Annotated in this window: 12 protein-coding genes; 10 read left to right on the top strand and 2 right to left on the bottom strand. The window is 31.9% G+C overall.

All coding sequences use genetic code 11. The features are described 5' to 3' along the window. Nucleotides 1-298 precede the first annotated feature (298 nt). A complete protein-coding gene (locus tag CLFE_RS19035) occupies nt 299-805 on the bottom strand; it encodes a hypothetical protein (RefSeq protein WP_077835075.1) in 507 nt (168 codons plus the stop codon). A gap of 188 nt (nt 806-993) precedes the next feature. Between CLFE_RS19035 and CLFE_RS19030 the strand changes: the two genes are divergently transcribed. From CLFE_RS19030 to CLFE_RS19020, 3 genes are all read left to right on the top strand, one after another. Beyond that, complete coding sequence (locus CLFE_RS19030) at nt 994-1,701, top strand: response regulator transcription factor (RefSeq protein WP_077850948.1); 708 nt, start codon at nt 994-996, stop codon at nt 1,699-1,701. Beyond that, nucleotides 1,685-3,187 carry a sensor histidine kinase gene (locus CLFE_RS19025; RefSeq protein ID WP_077893912.1) on the top strand — a complete coding sequence of 501 codons (1,503 nt, stop codon included), beginning with the start codon at nt 1,685-1,687 and terminating at the stop codon, nt 3,185-3,187. The genes CLFE_RS19030 and CLFE_RS19025 overlap by 17 nt, the downstream gene beginning before the upstream one ends. 108 nt (nt 3,188-3,295) lie before the next feature. Beyond that, complete coding sequence (locus CLFE_RS19020; protein WP_077893911.1) at nt 3,296-3,925, top strand: class I SAM-dependent methyltransferase; 630 nt, start codon at nt 3,296-3,298, stop codon at nt 3,923-3,925. Nucleotides 3,926-3,958: 33 nt separating this feature from the next. On the opposite strand, the gene asd is transcribed toward CLFE_RS19020, so the two are convergent. Beyond that, nucleotides 3,959-5,038 carry an aspartate-semialdehyde dehydrogenase gene (asd, locus tag CLFE_RS19015; protein WP_077893910.1) on the bottom strand — a complete coding sequence of 360 codons (1,080 nt, stop codon included), beginning with the start codon at nt 5,036-5,038 and terminating at the stop codon, nt 3,959-3,961. Nucleotides 5,039-5,274: 236 nt separating this feature from the next. On the opposite strand from asd, the gene CLFE_RS19010 reads away from it, so the two are divergent. The 7 genes from CLFE_RS19010 to CLFE_RS18980 all read left to right on the top strand — a co-directional run bounded on the left by CLFE_RS19010 (nt 5,275) and on the right by CLFE_RS18980 (nt 19,472). Then, nucleotides 5,275-6,099, top strand: coding sequence for a PRD domain-containing protein (locus CLFE_RS19010; protein WP_077835070.1), 825 nt, complete (start codon nt 5,275-5,277; stop codon nt 6,097-6,099). A gap of 151 nt (nt 6,100-6,250) precedes the next feature. After that, a complete protein-coding gene (locus CLFE_RS19005; RefSeq protein WP_077893909.1) occupies nt 6,251-8,248 on the top strand; it encodes a glucose PTS transporter subunit IIA in 1,998 nt (665 codons plus the stop codon). 148 nt (nt 8,249-8,396) lie between these two features. Next, on the top strand, nt 8,397-8,720 hold the full coding sequence (locus CLFE_RS19000) for a PadR family transcriptional regulator (protein ID WP_077835068.1): 324 nt from the start codon (nt 8,397-8,399) through the stop codon (nt 8,718-8,720). Then, a complete protein-coding gene (locus CLFE_RS18995; RefSeq protein ID WP_077893908.1) occupies nt 8,713-9,291 on the top strand; it encodes a DUF1700 domain-containing protein in 579 nt (192 codons plus the stop codon). The genes CLFE_RS19000 and CLFE_RS18995 overlap by 8 nt, the downstream gene beginning before the upstream one ends. Before the next feature lie 11 nt (nt 9,292-9,302). Then, complete coding sequence (locus CLFE_RS18990; RefSeq protein ID WP_077893920.1) at nt 9,303-10,223, top strand: DUF4097 family beta strand repeat-containing protein; 921 nt, start codon at nt 9,303-9,305, stop codon at nt 10,221-10,223. Between the two features lie 259 nt (nt 10,224-10,482). Continuing rightward, entirely contained in the window at nt 10,483-11,766 is a 1,284-nt protein-coding gene (locus tag CLFE_RS18985; protein WP_242951646.1) for a right-handed parallel beta-helix repeat-containing protein, read from the top strand. A gap of 782 nt (nt 11,767-12,548) precedes the next feature. Next, on the top strand, nt 12,549-19,472 hold the full coding sequence (locus CLFE_RS18980) for a DNRLRE domain-containing protein (RefSeq protein WP_169850963.1): 6,924 nt from the start codon (nt 12,549-12,551) through the stop codon (nt 19,470-19,472). The last annotated feature ends 3 nt before the right edge of the window (nt 19,473-19,475 follow it).

Raw genomic sequence — 19,475 nt, 5'->3', positions numbered from 1 at the left:
TTAAAGCTCTAGGGCTTCAAAGCAGTTTTTTACATATAAAAATGAACATACTTCTGTGCGTTAATTAAAAAGCAGAAGAAAAGGGTTATAAAAATTAAGATGAAACTTATAAAATCATACCTTAAAGTTGTATTTTTTTTAATGGAAAGATGATTTAAAAATAAAGTTTCAAAGCCTAACAAAATAAAAACAAGTGGCCATAATTTTAAAAGCATATTATAAATTGGAAGTCCTAAGATATTGATACATAAATAAGCTATACCCGAGGCTATTAGTAAAATACCAAAGGTTAAAGTTCCTACTCTTCTTTGTTGCATTTATTATCACCTGTCTTTAATTTTCTACCTTTTATTATTATGAGTAAGCCTACAGCTATGAAAATTAATGAAATAAATAATTCCTTTGATAAACGAAGTATTTCATAATTAACATATCTACTTAATAGGGGTAACACTATATTATCCATTAAAGATAAAAAGCCTAATAAAATGAAAACATAAGCTATATATTTACCAGTGTTATTGCTTTTTAAAAGCTTACTAAAATCTGTAGATTTAAATATTGGTAAGTCTGTATCTTCAAGTTCAGTTAGGCTAGAAGCTTTTTTTCGTGCATCAAATATACTATAAAACCATATTATAGGAAGTAATATTCCGAAAAAGCTTAAGTGAAATGAGTTACTCACTGCAAAGGTTAAAAAGAATAAAAACATAATTTCTATACCTTGGCGCATAAGCCCTAAATACATGTGACCAGCACCAGGAACTATAGCGAAAAAAGTTGCGTTTGATTTTGAATGATTCATAATAATCCTCCTTAAAAAACCTGTCGTAAGTTTATGTTTTTATTATATAAGGGTAACCTTAAAATTAAATCTATAAAAATCTTAAAACTTTCTTAAGTTTAGTATTATAAAGATTTAAAGCGTAGTAAAAAAATATTTATTATGTATAATATTATATGAGGTTAAAATTAAATTTTGGGGGAGAGTTTATGGAAAAGGAAACTGTTCTAGTTGTTGACGATGAGAAGGAAATAAGAAATCTTATAGATATATATTTAAGTAATGAGGGCTTTAAAGTTTTAAAAGCTGAAAATGGAATAGAGGCACTAGAGATACTTAGCAGTGAAGATGTTCAGTTGGTTGTATTAGATATAATGATGCCTAAAATGGATGGAATAGAGACTTGCATGAAAATAAGAGAAAACAAAAATATGCCTATTATAATGCTTTCAGCTAAGGGGGAAGATATGGACAAAATATTGGGATTAACAACAGGTGCTGACGACTATATAGCTAAACCCTTTAACCCTCTTGAACTTATTGCTAGAGTTAAATCTCAAATTAGAAGATATACTAAGCTCAACACTTCCTATGAAGAAGCTAAAGAAGATGGGAACCTTGATGTAGGAGAACTTAATATAAATCCTAATACACATGAGGTTAAAATTGGAGAAAAACTTGTAAATTTGACTAAAAGAGAGTTCGATATTTTAGTATTACTTGCTGAAAATAAGGGTATGGTATTTAGTACAGAAAAAATATATGAAAGTGTTTGGCGGGAAGAGTTTTATGATTGTCATAATACAGTTATGGTACATATAAGAAAAATAAGAGAGAAGATAGAAAAGGATCCTAGAAAGCCTGAGTATATAAAAACTGTTTGGGGAGTTGGATACAAAATTGAAAAGAATCTTTAAAGTGTTTTTCAATTTATACCATTTTTGCAAAAGGAGAGTTGTAAAGAGCATAAGGCTTGAATTAGTGGGGACATTTAGTATATGTCTTGTAGCTGCCTTTATAATTGGAAGTTGGTATAATGGATATTATAAAGAAAGCCATATGATAGTTAAAACGGATTACAATAAAGGAATACAGGATATATCTAATCGCATGAATAGCCTAAAAGATCAGCTTAACAATAAAACTTCAGATGATAATATAAATGAAATAATAAATAATAATGTAGAAGACAATATCAAAATTTATATAACAGATGATAGTGGAAAAGTTATGTATAAATCCAATAATTCGAAGGAAAGTAAATTAGATATACATGAAGTGATAATGAAAGCTGAGGATTTTAAAAGGCAATGTGATAATGCCACTATAATGGATAGTGAAAATGGCATTGTTCAAAAGATAATAAGTTTTGAAGTTCAGTATGAGGATAATGAAATTGATGCTATAACATTTGATAATAAAAGTACATACTTGATAATCACAGGAAATCCTAAATCTAGAGCTGCTTACATAAGACCTACGCATAGTTTGTTTTTTTCGGGTTTACTTGGTATTGCTGTTTTTATTTTTATATTTTATTTTTTAACAAATAAGAAGATGGAATACATAGAAAGTATATTGGAAGGGCTTAATAAGATTTCTAAGGGAGATTTAAAATATAAAATAAACTTAATAGGTGAAGATGAACTTAAAAAATTAGCAGATAATATTAATTCTATGGCAAGTGAACTAGAAGAGAAAATTGAAAAAGAAAGAGCAGCAGAGAAAACTAAGAGTGAGCTTATAACAAATGTATCGCATGATTTAAGAACACCCCTTACGTCAATAAAAGGATATTTACTTCTTTTAAAGGAGAAAAAGTATAAGTCTTATGATCAGTTAGAAGATTTTGTAGGAATCTCATATAATAAATCCGAAAAATTAGAAAAACTTATAAATGATCTTTTTGAATATACTAAGCTAAGTAATAGGGTCATAGAATTAAATAAAACAAAGCTATGTTTAGATGAGCTTTTGGAACAATTGACAGAAGAGCTATATGTTATATGTAAGGAAAGTAATACAGTTATTGAAAAGGAAATTATGACTCAAAATGTTTATGTAAATTTAGATGGTGACAAGATGGTTAGAGTATTTGAAAACTTACTTATGAATGCTGTAAGGTACAGTACAAAACCAGGTACAATAAAATTAAAACTTCAAGATAAAAAAACTTCTGTTTTAATAACTGTAGAAAATAAATGTGAACATATAAATAAAGACGAGCTTGAAAGGATATTTAATAGATTTTATAGAAGAGAAAAATCAAGGTCTGAAGCTTCCGGTGGAAGTGGTTTAGGTCTTGCAATAGCTAAAAGTATAGTTGAACTGCATAAAGGCAGAATATGGGCTGAAAGTGAAGAGGAAAATGTGAGATTTTTGGTTGAGTTGCCAAAGAGTTAATCTGTAATTATATAAATGAATACTTGAAAATTTGGGGAAAATAAATTAAACTTAATATATATGATAATCATTATCAATAGATTCATATTATAGAATGGAGGCTTTTGTATGAGTGAATTAGCTAGAAGATTAAATCAATGTAAAAAACCTGTGGGAGATCAGGGAAAATTAGTTGTTGAAGATATGAATGAAAGTCATTATAAGCTTACAGGCTGGGGACTTGATAAAGTAAATATATTAGAGGATAGTACTGTGTTAGATATTGGCTGTGGAGGTGGAAGAACTGTAAATAGATTAGTAAGCCTAGCTAATAAAGGAAAGGTATGTGGAATAGATTATTCTTCTGATTGTGTAAGGTGGGCAAGTGACTACAATAAAAAATTAATTGAAGAAGGAAGAGTACTTATAAAAGAAGCAAGTGTTGAAAAACTTCCCTTTGAGGATAATAAATTTGATTTTGTAACAGCTGTGGAGACTATATATTTTTGGCCTCATCTAAAAGAAAATATAAAAGAAGTAAGAAGAGTTCTGAAAAAAGGCGGAAAATTTATTATAATAAACGAAATATATGATGATGTTAAATTTAAGGAAAGAAATGAAGAGTTTATTAAAAATAGTGATATGAAAATATATTCAAAAGATGAATTAAAGGATTTTCTCAAAGATGCTGGATATTTGAATATACACATGGAGGTAAAAGAAGAAAACAACTGGATATGCTATGTGGGAGAAAAGTAATTAGCGAGAGATTTTAAAGTCTCTCGCTATATTTTAATATAAATAACCTTCTTTATATAAAAGTTCAGCAGTTAAAACAGCTCCGCCTGCTGCACCTCTTAATGCATTATGTGAAAGACCAACAAATTTATAGTCAAATAGGGAATCTTCTCTAAGTCTTCCTATGCTTATTCCCATACCCTTTTCGATATCTCTATCTAGTTTTGGCTGTGGTCTAAAATCGTCCTCAAAATAAGTTATAAACTGCTCTGGTGCAGTTGGAAGATTAAGAAGCTGAGGTTTACCTTTATAATTTTTGAATTTTTCAATTATTTGTCCGCGCGTTGGCTTCTTTTCAAAAGAAACAAAAGTTGCTGCTAGATGTCCATCTGAAACTGCAACTCTAATACATTGAGAAGTTATTAGAGGAGCTTTAGCTGAAACTATTTTATTGGCTTCTATATGGCCCCAAACCTTTAAAGGTTCATCTTCGCTTTTTTGTTCTTCTCCAGGAATATAAGGTATAGTATTGTCCACTATTTCAGGAAATTGTTCAAAGGTTTTTCCACTTCCAGATATTGCCTGATAAGTGCATACCAATATTTTAGTAGGTTTGAATTCAGAAAGTGCACTTATTGCAGGAACATAACTTTGTATTGAACAATTTGGTTTTGCCACAATAAAGCCTTTTTTTGTACCTAATCTTTCTTTTTGTTTTGGAATTATGTCAAGGTGCTCCGGATTTATTTCAGGAATTACCACTGGAACATCGTCTGTGAATCTGTGAGCTGAATTATTGGATACTACCGGAATTTCATGCTTTGCATAGTCTTCCTCTATTTTTTTTATTTCACTTTTATCCATATTTACAGCACAAAAAACAAAGTCAACTTCCTTTGAAATTTCATCAATATCATAGATGTCCTTTACCACAAAATCTTTTATATAATCTGGCATTGGTATATTAAGCTTCCATCTGTCGCGTACGGCATCAGAATATTTTTGACCAGAAGAGCGAGGGCTTGCTGCAACACATGTCACTTCAAAATACGGATGATTTTCTAATAAAGTAGCAAATCTTTGCCCCACAAGACCTGTGCCACCAAGTAAACCAACCTTTAACTTTTTATTCATTATAATCCCTCCGTTAAATTATGGGTATATTAAAACATATACAATACATTAGTTTATTCATCATATACATGTAATGTAAACGATATAATAATTATGTAAGGTTTTATGTTATTATACAACGTTAAGTGTTAAAAGTAAATTGTATTTAAAGCATATTAGTGATAATATAAATAAAGGCAATAAATTTTTTATCATATGTTCAAAAAGATTGAAAGCTTTAGGAGAGGTAGTATTTTATGGTAAGTTACGTTGTCAAAAAATCTCTAAATAATAACGTGGTTATTGCTGTTAAAGACAAGTATGAATTTATAATTGTTGGAAAAGGAATAGGATTCAATGCTAAAACAGGAAGTCATGTTCCTGAAAACAAAATTGAGAATGTCTTTATTAAGCAGTCGCTTGGTGAAAGCAAATTTGATACAGTATTAAATAAAGTTGATAGCAAAATAGTTGGGATTTGTGAAGAGATAATTTTTCTATGTGAAAATGAATTGGGGAAAAAACTAAATGAAGCCATTCATACATCACTTCCAGATCATATAGATTTTGCTTTTACTAGAATTAAAAAAGGAATAAAAATAGAAAATCCTTTTTTAAATGAAATTATGGTTTTATATCCGAAAGAATACAGGCTTGCGGAAAAGGCACTAATTATGATCAATGAAAATTTCTCTACAAAATTGCCAAGGGACGAAATTGGATTTATATCTATGCATATTAACGCTGCAATTGAAAGAAAAAATGTTAATGACACTGTTGAATACATGAGAAAAATTGGTGAGGTTATGAAGTTTATTTCTGTAATATTAAAAAAGGATATAGATAAAAGTTCTCTTTCTTATGAGAGGACTGTTACACACATAAACTTTGTACTTGAAAGAATAAAACAAAAAAAGACTATAAAAAATCTTTTACTTGACAGTATAAAAGAACAATTATATAATGAGTACGGTTTAGCGATTAAAGTCGCTATAAAACTTGAAAATTTATTTTCTGTGTCAGTTCCTGAAGATGAAATAGGCTATATAGCTATGCATCTTAAAAGATTAAGGGAACTTTAAGCAGTGTTACTATTAAATTAGGCACGAGCTTTTAAAAGAGTTTTGCTTGGGTAAGCAGTATTCTTTTATGTAGCTCGTGTCTATTTTGTTTGTATACATTTATTGACACTGAAAAAAATGCTAAAGATAAAACAGTAGGAGGAATAATTTAATGGGTAATAAGATATTTGCCGTGCTTCAAAAAATTGGTAAATCTTTGATGCTTCCAGTATCAGTTTTACCAGCAGCTGGACTCTTATTGAGACTTGGACAACCGGACTTACTTAATATGCCATATGTTCAAGCAGCTGGAAATTCTATTTTTAACAATTTGCCTATGATTTTTGCAGTCGGAGTTGCTATAGGTTTCTCAGGTGGAGAGGGTGTTGCGGCGCTTGCAGCTGTAATTGGAGAATTTATATTAGAAGCGGTTGAAAAGACAGCGGGCGATAGTGCAGCAGCATCATTAGCTCAGGCAGCAGCTTCATCACATCATATGTCTCTTGCAGCTTTTCAAAAAACTCAAGAGTACAGTAACATAGTAACTAAAACAACTATTAGTATGGGTGTTTTTGGAGGAATAATAATTGGTCTTACAGCGGCCATTTTATATAACAAGTTCCATGATATTAAGATGCCTCAAGTTTTAGGTTTCTTTGGAGGAAAGCGTTTTGTTCCTATAATTACATCAATTACTGCTCTTATAATCGCGTCTATTGGTGTAAATATATGGCTTCCAATACAAGCAGGAATAAATTCATTAGCGGCCTTTGCTAGTACATCACCACTTGGACCTGCAATGTATGCTGGAGGAAAAAGACTTTTAATTCCATTAGGTCTTCACCATATTTACTATCCTTTATTCCTATATCAATTTGGTCACTTTGTTTCAAATGGAGTTACTTATGTAGGAGATACAGCTAGATACTTCCACGGAGATCCTAATGCCGGAAACTTTATGGCATCAGAGTATCCAATATTAATGTTTGGTCTTCCAGGTGCTGCATTAGCTATGATTGCAGCTGCTAAGAAGGAAAAGAGAAAAGAAATGGCTGGAATGATGATTTCAGCGGCATTTGTAGCATTTGTGACAGGTATAACAGAACCAATTGAGTTCTCTTTCATATTTGTTGCACCAGTATTGTTTATATTCCATGTAGTTGCTGCATTTGCATCAGGACTTATAACAAGCTATCTGCACATAAGACTTGGTTATACTTTTTCGGCATCATTTATAGACTATGTTTTAGGATTTAAATATTCAGGCCATCCATGGCTTATATGGTTCGTTGGTATAGGATTCTTTGCATTATACTTTGTTGTATTCTATTTTACAATTAAAGCGTTAAATATAAAGACACCAGGTAGAGAAGATGAGAATGAAGATGGCATTAAAAAGATAAATTTAAAAGGAAGTGCCAAGGCAGCTAAGGTACTTGAAGCTATAGGTGGAAAGGATAATATAAAGGTACTTGATGCTTGTATAACAAGATTAAGACTTAACTTAAAAGATTCTTCTAAAGTTGATAAAGCTACACTTAAGGCTCTTGGAGCAGCAGGAATAATGACAGCAGAAGATAGCGTTCAAGTAGTTTTTGGAACTGAAGCTGAAAGAATAAAAGATGATATAAAAGCAATTATCGAAAATGGTGGATATGTTGCAGATGATTCAGAAGAGGTAGAAGAAATTCAGGAAGATAAGAAAATATCTAAAGGTTCACATGAGCTTTTAAGTCCAGTAGATGGAGAAGTTGTTGGAATTGAAAAGGTTCCAGACATAACCTTTGCTGACAAAATGCTTGGAGATGGTTTTGCAGTAATACCTTCAGGAAATGAAATATATGCTCCAGCAGCTGGAGAGGTATCTGTTTTATTCCCAACTAAGCATGCTTTTGCAATAACAACAGAAGGCGGATTAGAACTGTTAGTTCATGTTGGTATTGATACCGTTGCATTAAATGGAGAAGGCTTTACAGCACATGTTAAGCAAGGAGATAAAGTTAAAAAAGGAGATTTGATTTTAACTTTAGATACTGAGTTTATAAAAAGTAAAGATAAAAATCTTATAACTCCAGTAATTGTAACAAATATGGATGTTGTAGAAAGTATAAATGTTAAAATAGGAAACGTTAAGAATTCACAAAAAGCTGCGGATGTTAGCGTAAAATAATTATAAAGTGTCTCTAAACTATTTAGAGACACTTATTCTTAAAAAGGTATCTTGTATTAAACAGTACTAAATGTTATACTGTAGTTATGGAAACAATATATATAGAAATTAAGATTTTCTTAGTTTCGTTAAGATAAGGGGTAATGAGATGAATACTCAATTAAAAAAAGGAATTTTGGAATTATGTGTTCTTTCGTTATTAGATAGAAAAGACTGCTATGGATATGAGCTTGTGGATGAGATTTCCAAGAGTATAGAAATTTCAGAAGGAACTATATATCCCCTCTTAAGAAGACTTAGTAAAGAAGGATTTTTTACTACGTATTTGCAGGAATCTACGGAAGGACCTCCTAGAAAATATTATAAATTAACTGAACTAGGAAGAGAAGAAAAAGAAAAATTAGTAGAAGAATGGGTAGAATTTGTTGAAGGTGTAAGGAGTATATTGAAAGGGGTACAAGAAAATGAATAAAAGAGAATTTCTCAGTTTGCTTAGGTCATATCTTGAAGGATTTAATGAAGATGAGAAACAGGAAATATTATATGACTATGAGGAGCACTTTAGGATAGGAATAGAAAATGGAAAAACAGAACAAGAAATAGCAAAAGAACTGGGAAGTCCAATGGATATAGCAAATCAATATAGAGAAGCAAATGGAATGGGAAAAGCTAATTTTTATAACAGTGAAGGAAGGTCAGCTGTAGGCGCGGTTTTCGTTGCCATTGCATTACTTTTCTTTAATGTTATATTTGTCCTTGGGATTTATATAGGAATAATTGGAGCTGTAATTGGAGTTTGCGCAGCTGCTTTTGCAGTAACAGTAGCAGGTCTAGCGGTCATTTTGGCCAGTGTGTTTGGAGGATGGTTTATAACTTATATACAAACACCTGATATAGTGTCACGAATTGCAGTTTTCTTTGGAGGTATTGGAACCTTAGCTTTAGGACTTTTAATGTGCATAGCAATGTTTTATGTAGTTAAAATTGCAATAGTGCTTACGGCTAGATATATTAAATGGAATATAAAAGTGATTAGAGGGTAGGGGTGATAAAGTTGAAGATTAATATAAAGAAAATAGTTTTATACCTAGTTGGAATTTGTTTAATTAGTTATGGAATCGCAATGGCATTATCTTTTGGGCATGGTAATTTGTTAAAAGTTTCTGATAAGGATTATAAAGTTAATGAGAGTAAAGAATTAAGCACTAATAGTATTTCAAGAATATATGTGGATTCTTCAGCGGCTGATGTGTATGTTTCGAAGGGTAGTAAAGTGAATGTAACTGCCCAGGCTTTAGGAAACGTAAGCGCCACATCTAATAATATTCCTAAATTGGATTGCTATAAAGACGGAGATACTTTGTATATAAACTTTAAAAGGAAAGGACCATCAATACACATATTTGATTTTACAAATAAATCTGATGTTAAGTTAAATATTACTATTCCAGAAGCTTATAAAAATAATCTGGAAGTATATTCTTCAGCAGGAGATACAAGTATAAAGGATTTAAGTTTAAATAGTATGTATGCTAAATTAAGTGCAGGTAAGATGGATTTAGAAAATTTAAATATAGCAGAAAAATTAACTTTAAATAATAGTGCCGGAGGTATAGATGGTAAAAGTATTGTATGTAAAACTTCTGCAATAGATGCTTCAGCAGGAAATATAAAATTAGAAGATTTTAGTGGTGATATTCAAGGAAGAAATTCAGCAGGAAATACTACTATAAGTTATAGTAAATTTAATAATAATGTCGATTTTAGAAGTTCGGCAGGAAATATAAAGTTAACAATTCCTAAGGATTCTAAGTTTAAGCTAGATGCGTATGCAAGTGCAGGAGGCGTAGATTGTGATTTTCCTTTAAGTAGTACTGGAAGTGGAGCGGAAAAAGAAGTAAAAGGAAGTGTTGGAGAAAGTAATAATATTATTCAATTAAAAAATTCAGCAGGAAATATAGATATAAACAACTAAATTATGCACTTATACACTATGAAAATGGAGTTTTTTTGTCAAAACTCCATTTTTATTTATATTAAACAACGTTAACGTTAACAGGTAATAGATTTTCTTTAATATAAAAAGGAAAAGCAATTTAATTATGTAATTATGAGGATTATAAACGTTTTATGGGTAAAAATATAATTTTACAAGTGAGTAAAAATTTAATATAATTTCTAAGTGTTAGGTGTGTTATAACTTGCAGCTAATGAATATAGAGGGAGGTCTTGTAATGTCTAAAAAAAGACTATCAAAATTAATTGCATTATGTGTCGTTGCATCAACTATATCAATTGGCAGCTTTTCTAGTAACTTAGTTAAGGCTGATGCAGTGAATGGTGATGTATATGTTTCAACTACGGGAAATGCAAATGCTGATGGTACTTTAAATAATCCTACAACATTTGAGGCGGCTTTAACTAAAGTGGCACCAGGTGGAACTATATATGTTATGGGAGGAACTTACACTTACAACAATCAAATAACAATTCAAAGAGGTAATGACGGACAAGCTGATAAATTAAAAAATATACAGCCATATGAAGATGGTAAGGTAGTTTTGGATTTTTCATCTGAAACTTATGGTAATCCAAGCAAAGTTAGCAATGCTAGAGGACTTCAGGTTAACGGAAATTATTGGCATGTAAAGGGAATAGAAGTAAAGGGCGCAGCTGACAATGGTATATATGTTGCTGGTAATAATAATTTATTTGAGCTTTGTGAAACTGACTATAACAGAGATGCTGGTTTTCAGGTTGGAAGATACGCTAAAAATGTTCCAAGTAATAATTGGCCATCAAATAATTTAATATTAAATTGTACCTCACATGATAATGCTGATCCTGACAACGGAGAGGATGCGGATGGATTTGCATGTAAACTTACTGTAGGACCTGGAAATGTGTTTAAAGGATGTATATCTCATCATAACATAGATGATGGTTGGGATTTATATGCTAAAAAAGCAACAGGTGCTATAGCTCCAGTAACAATTGAGGATTGTGTAGCATATAACAATGGGGCAACTTCTAATGGTACATCAACTGCTGATAGTGATGGTAACGGATTTAAATTAGGAGGAGATAAAATAGCAGTTAGTCACGTGGTTAAAAATTGTGTTTCCTTCAACAATAAGAAACATGGATTTACTTTCAATAGCAATCCTGGTTCAATAAGCTTAACTAATTGTACAGGATACAACAATGGATCAAGCAAAGGAAGTAACTTTTCTTTTGATAACGGTACTGCAATTTTAACAAACTGCTTATCGTATAAATCGTCTGCCAACGATAAAATAAGTGCTAATGCAACTATAAAATCAAATGTATTTTGGAGTATAGATCACAAGAAAGTGACAACCCAAGTACTTTGTACAGATAAGGATTTTGTAAGCATAACTCCATATGTAGGAAGAAATGCTGATGGAACAATTGATCTTGGAGATTTTCTAAAGCTTAGCTCTGCAAGCAAATTTGTTGGAGCAGGGGTAGGAGGAGCTAACATAGGTGCTAGATAATTAAATGATTTTTTAGCGAATTATATTTAAAGGGTAATTAATTGGACATAAGGGTAATGTTATTGAAATAATTATTTTAATAACATAAATAAGAGAAGTCAGGGATTGTAATATGTACATGCTTTCAACAATGTGTATGAGTAGGCAAGGGCAAATAGAATAAATGGGGTTTTTGGTTTATTTACTGACAAGAGAAGTAAAGTATATATGTTTATAAAAGGGTAGAGTTATGGGTTTTATATAGATTGAATTCGGTGCAGAAAGAGAGGAATAGGGTGCCTAGCTTTCTGTAAATAGAATTTATATATAATGTAGAAAGTACATTATATATGTTGCTATAAAATGCCTTTAGGCTTATAGCAAGCATTTAAGTTTAGCAAAATTATAATTGAGATGAGAGATTATAGGGTAAGTATATCGGATACTTGTAAATAATACTTTTCTAAATTTTCCCCAAAAATATTAGAAAATTAAAATCAGACTACATGAAAAATTGTGATTTTTTATGTAGTCTGATTTTTTTTTGATGAAATTCGTTTTCGATAAAAAATCAATTTTAAAAGAATATATTAAATTTTGTTTAATTTTAGCAGACTTATTATGAATAAAAATACAATTTATACCTTTTAAATATATTTAAAGCTGCAAAGTGTGTTAATCTGTCTGAAAAAGCATGTAAAAAATTAATACTATTGACAATAAATTTGAGATTTTTACATTAATTAGGTAGTATAATAGCATGTATCAACAAAATTAACAGAATGTTAACAAGAGGTGAAGGTATGAGAAAAATTAAAAGGAACATTTCTTTTGGGTTAATTGTATTTTTGATAACAGCTATGTTTCATATTACAATTTATGGACAGACAGTGGATATAAGTAGTCTTATTAAAGGACAAAGTAATCAAAATAACCAAACTGAAAAAAAGCAAAAGAAGAATGTAAGTAAAATCACAAAAGAATTGGAGGAACAAAGAACCGAAAATACAAAACGATATCAAAAGGAAGATGGAAGCTATGAAATAGCAGAATATGGTACAGCAGTTCACTATAAAGAAAATAATAAGTGGAAGGATATAGACAATACTTTAAAAACTTCTGATGATAGTGGCTTTTTAGAAAATAAGCAAAATGGTTTTAAAATCAAAATATCTAAGGAGTCGGATAAAAAGAAGCTTGTTGATGTGAAAAAAGATAAATATGAATTCTCTTGGAATTTAGAGGATATTAAAGAGGTTGAAGGAGAAGTGGCTTCAGAAGCTTCTAATAAAATAGCCTCTGAGGTTAATGAAAGTGTAGATAGGGAGATTAAAGCTAATAAAGAATTGGCAAGAGAATCAGCCCCTGAACAGCAAAAAGATAAAGCTATTTTAGTAAATAATGAAAAAATAAAAACCTTAAAAAATATAATTTCAGGTATAAATTTTAAGGATGCCTTTCAAGATACTGATTTACAGTATGTTTTAAAAGGAAGCGATATAAAAGAAAATATTATATTAAATAAGTATACAGATAATTGTGAGTACAAGTTTAATTTAAATATAAAAAATATGATACCTAAGCTTCAAAAGGATAATTCAATCATATTTTATGATTCAACAGATAAATCAAAGGAAATATTTAAAATAAATGCACCTGTAATGTATGATAGTAAAGGAAAAACAAGCTCAAATATAAAGGTTAGTTTAACTCAAGACAAGGATACTTGTGTATTAAAACTAACACCAGATACAAAATGGCTAAAGAGCAAAAAAAGAGCATACCCAGTAACTATTGACCCATCTGTTAGAACATCTCTTGATAAAAATAGTATACATGATACTTTTGTTGCTTCAAATGATACAGCTAATAAAGCTCAAAATCAATATCTCAGAGTTGGAAGCGTACCTCAAATTGGAACAACAAGAACATACATTAAATTTGATTTGCCACAGCTTTCCTCTGGAGATATGATTGTTTCAGCTGGACTTAATTTGGAATATAATCCTCAGGTGAGTAAAGGCTCAAATAATCAGGTAAATGTACACAAGGTAAATCAAGATTTTAATCCAGATAACTTATCTTGGGGAACTCAACCAAGCTATGATTCTCATGTAGAAGCTTTGAGTGTAATAAATTCAACACAGCAGGATTGGATTTACTGGGATATAACGAGCATTGCAAAACAATGGTATACAAGTGGAAACAATTATGGACTCATGCTAGAAGAGGATAATAGCAGCAATTATACTTCTTTTTGGTCAGACAACATTGATGATGATTATTCAAAAGCAAGACCACAGGTTAGTTTTACCTATATTAATAACAGTGGTATAGAAAATTATTGGACTTACCATACTCAAGCTATAGGAAGAGCAGGAACCTCATATTTAAATGACTATAATGGTAATTTGGTTTTAAAGCATGACGATATTAGTATGAGTGGAAGTAGATTACCTATTGCTATAAATCATATTTTTAATAGCAATGATAGGGGAGATAACATTAACTATGGAAATGGTTGGAGGCTTAATGTAAGTCAAAAAATTGAGCAGCAAACCATAGAGGGTCAGCCTTGGTATAAATATACAGATGAAGATGGTACAAAGCATTACTTTCTGGATTCAGGAGGAGCAGAGCTTCAAGATGAACTAAATTTAGGTTTAACCTTAAAGAAAAATCCAGATGGTTCTTGTTCAATATCAGATAAAAAGAATAACACAATAAAATTTAATTCGAGAAATAATGATTTGGAACAAATTACTGATGCGAATGGAAATGTAACTGTATTTGTTTCTGATAATGTTAATAATAAAAGAGTGCTTACTGAAGTAGTAGATCCATCAGGTAGAGTAGTAAAGTTAAGTTATGGAGCTAATGGGAACCTAGCTTCAATTGTAGATACTTCTGGAAGGACAACCTCCTATAGCTATGACGGAGCTGGAAATTTAACTGGTATAACTTATCCAGATGGAAAGACATCTTCTTATAGCTATGATGGAAATCATAATCTTATAAATGTTACCGATTATGATGGGTATAAGGTAGACTACAGCTATTATGGAGCCTTACCTTATAGGGTTAGCAGTATAGCAGAAGGAAATACAGATGGTACAGCTGGAGATAAACTGGATATTAGCTATGGAAATAATAATACTACCTTTACAGATGAAAAGGGAAGAAATAATGAATATATGTTTGATGACAGAGGAAAAACTCTTTCAGTTAAAGATATTGATGGCAGTGCGGAGTATTATCAATATGGTGATACTACGAATGTAAGTAAATTAACCTCTGAATCAAAGCTGCAAAAAACAGTGGAAAATTTACTTACCAATCATGAATTGGAAGCTACAGACGGTTGGGGCTTTAATAGTGATGGCGGCAGCGGAACAAGCTCCTTTAGTACAGAAAATCATTATCTTGGAAATCAAAGTATAAAGATAGATAAAACAGATAACGTACAAAGACAATATGCAGATCAGTGGAATAACTTGACTAAAGGCGAAACTTATACTTTTTCAGCCTATGTAAAAACCTATAATGTATCAAATACCAATGGTAAGGGTGCAGTTATAAGCTTTTACTATAAGGATAAAAATGGCGTATATCAAAGCATTGATTCAAAGGCTATTAGTGGTACTAATGATTGGCAAAGACTTAATGTAACCTTTACTCTTCCAAACGATGCTTCGGATACTAATGTACTTACAAGAGTAGGGGTATTAGAGGAGAGTGGTACTGCGTATTTTGACAGTCTTCAGCTTGAAACAGGAAGTGTTAGTAACAGATATAATCTAATAGAAAACGGTGATCTTTCAGGTACAATTAGTGTACCAAATAAGTGGGGGACCACAGGTACAAGTGGAACAGATAGCTTAACCACAATTAACGATTCAGATCATCCGGATAATTTAAACAATACTGTGTATTCGGTAAGTGGAGCTTATGGAGCTTCAAAAAGGTTGTGTCAATCTGTTAATGTAAGTGGAGATTCTGGAGATATATATTCCTTTGGAGCTTGGGGAAAGGGTTACTCAGTTCCAAGTGGTACTTTTCAAATTCAATTGGCATTTGTTGATGGCAATTCTGCCCAATGGGTAACACTTGAGTTTAATAAGAATTATGATAAGTGGCAGTATATTAGCGGTAAGGCTATAGCAAAACAAAAGTATTCTAGAATAGATATATACTATCTTTATGAGAATAATGCAAATACAGCATATTTTGATGGTGCACAGCTTTATAAAGAAGATTTTGATCAAAGTTATCAATACGACTCAAAAGGGAACGTACTATCTACAGCAGAGATTGCAAAGAAGGATTCAACTTTTCAGTTTCAGTATAATGGAAACAATGATTTAGAGCAGTCTGTTGCTCCAAAAGGAGGCTCCTTTAAGTATGAATATGACAGTAAACATAACGTTACAAGAGCAACAACAGGAGAAAATACAAGTTACAACTTTGGCTATGATGCAAGTGGTAATCCCACAACTGCAAAAGTAGGGGATGGAACAGATTATCTTCAATCTAAAGCAACGTACACAGACAGTGGAAATTATATAAAATCCCTCACAGATAGTTTAGGTAATACCACTACTTATAATTATGATGAAACAAAGGGACTTTTAAACAGCACTACAGACCCAAAAGGAAACACTACTAATAACAGCTATGATGGTATGGACAAACTAACAAGTACTAGTACTACAGCAGATGGACAAAATGTAAGCAATAGCTATGAATATACTAATGATGCTATAAGTAAAATCAATCATAATGGGTTTAGCTATAATTTTGCATATGATCCATTAGGAAATAATACTTCTGTATCAGTTGGAAATCAAAATTTAACTCAAAATATCTATGAACCTAGAACCAGTGTGCTTTTAAAATCTAATTATGGAAATGGACAATCAGTTAGTACTGACTATGATAATCTAGATAGAAAAACAGCAGATTTGGTTGGTGGAGATAATTCAGTTGGAGTAAGCTATTCAGGTCAAGTTCAAAATATAGGCTGGCAAAATCCCGTAAGTGATTACAGTGAAGCAGGAACAGAAGGACAATCTTTGAGATTAGAAGCTATGAAGGTTAAATTAAATAATGCACTGCCGGGAATGAAAATAAAATATCAGGCACATGTACAAAATGTAGGCTGGCAGGATTGGGTGTATGATGGACAGGAAGCAGGAACAGAAAACCAAGGGCTTAGAATGGAAGCAGTAAAAATAGAGCTTGAAGGCGCACCAAAAGGTTATATTGTAAGATATCAAGTACATGTAGAAGGTATAGGTTGGATGGATCCAGTACAGGATGGTGAAACCGCAGGAACTGTAGGAAAGGGCTTAAGAATAGAAGCTATAAGAATATCAGTAGAAAAGCCAAGATATACCTATAAGTATGATGCAGCTGGAAATCTTGCACAGGAAAACGATAATGTCAATGATGTAGTTAACAGCTATACTTATGATTTAGAAGACAAGCTAGTTAAAAGCTCAGACTCTAATGGAAATGAAATAAATTACAATTACGATAAAAATAATAATTTAGCCTCATTAAAGGATAAGGTCAATGGTGTAAATCATGAAACTGATTATACTTATGATAAAGACAATAAATTAACAGCCTCAAAATATGGTAGTAATGAATTTGATAACAGCTATGACACTTTGTCTAGAAGAACAGCAAGCACTATAAATACGGGAACCTCAAAATATAATATTAGTTATGAATACCTGCCAGGGGCACAAACCTCAAATACAGGTGTAACCTACGATGCTCACGTTGAAAATACAGGTTGGCAAAATCCTTGGGTAAATGATGGACAAACGGCAGGAACAGAAGGTAAAGGACTTAGAATGGAAGCTCTTAAGGTGAAGCTTACCAATCCAACTAGTGGAATGAGAATAAAGTATCAAGCACAAGTGCAAAACATAGGTTGGCAGCCTTGGGTGTATGATGGAGATGAAGCAGGAACAGAGGGGCAAAACCTTAGAATGGAAGCAGTTAAAATAGAGCTTGAAGGTGCAAAAAGCGGATATCACATATACTATCAAGCACAGGTACAAAATAAAGGATGGACAGATGTAGTAAGCGATGGACAAACAGCAGGAACAGAAGGTCAAGGACTAAGGCTTGAAGCTTTAAGAATATATATAGTAAAACCAGATGTGGATTCAAAGGATTCTTCAAAAATAGGAACAGTAGACAATAATGGAAATAAAACAAGCTATACCTATGATGGCAATGGAAATATTGAAACAGTAACTGAAGCTGGAAAAACAATAAAGTATACCTATAATGAATTAGAAGAATTAAAAAGAGAGGATAACGGGGTACTAAATAAAACAGAGGTTTATAACTATGATGCAGGTGGAAACTTGCTTAGTAAAACAGAATACCCATATACTACAGGAGATTTACCAGCAGCAGGCAGTACCATAAATTATGGCTATGGAGATTCAAGTTGGAAGGATAAGCTTACAAATTACAATGGAGTAAACATAAGCTATGATGCTGTAGGAAATCCATTAAATGATGGAAGGTACAGTTACACCTGGGAACAGGGAAAACAACTGGCAGCTATGTTAGGTAATGGACAAAATATAAGCTATAAATATAACGAAGATGGAGCTAGAACTGAAAAAACTGTAAATGGAGTTACAACAAAATATCATTTAGATGGTGACAAGGTAACCTATGAAACAGATGGAACTAATCAAATATACTACACCTACGATAGTTCTGATCAGCTTATAAGTATGAATTTAAATGGCAGTGACTACTATTACATTAAAGACGCAACAGGAATTATAATAGGATTAATTGACAAATCAGGTACACAGGTGGTAAGTTATACTTATGACAGCTTCGGCAAGCTAATAGCTATAGATGGAAGCTTAAAGGATACAGTAGGACAAATAAATCCATATAGATATAAGAGTTACAGATATGATAGTGAAACAGGATTATACTATTTGCAAAGCAGATATTACAATCCAGAATGGGGAAGATTTATAAATGCAGATTCAATTACTGCAAATCAGGGAGAATTGTTGTCAGGTAATATGTTTGCATACTGTGAGAATAATCCTGTAAATAAAGCTGATGTAGATGGAAATATAGGAATAATAATGGATGGAGATCAAACGGTATTTGTAGTGCCAGCAGGCATTGGAGGAGTAAGCAAAGCTAGTGCTTATGAAACACCTAGTAGGCCAGCCAGTAGACCAGCTAGCAGACCTGTAAGTAGGCCATCCAACAGTAGTGGAACGAGAAAGGTTATTCATAAAGTTAATAGCTACACAGGAGATAAAAAAGCAGCACCAGTTGAATCAGGTTTAGATAGTGTAACAGCAGGGTTATCTAAGTGGGGAATTAGTAAAAAATATGTTCTCTTTCCGCCAGAAACCTTTCCAGAAGCAATAAGAGGTAGAGTAGGAGCTATGTATGCTTCAGCAAAAATGTCAAAGTTTTGTGGACCGCTTTCTGCAGCAGCATCAGTGCTGGGTATGGTAGATGATGGCTTGAATTATAAGCATAAATATCAGAGGTTACTTATAGATGGTGCGGGAATTGCGTTAGGTGTAATTGCAACGGTTCTTTTACCGGAAGGAATACTTGGAGCAGTGTTATGTATGGGAGCTTCTTATGTTATAGGAGCAGGTGAAGAGTGGGCGAAAAAAAAGTATGCTGGTGGAGATAATGATTTAATAAAAGAATAAGAA

This window comes from Clostridium felsineum DSM 794, from assembly GCF_002006355.2.
In the GTDB taxonomy this organism is placed as follows: domain Bacteria; phylum Bacillota; class Clostridia; order Clostridiales; family Clostridiaceae; genus Clostridium_S; species Clostridium_S felsineum.
This window is presented reverse-complemented; position numbering and strand designations above follow the sequence as displayed.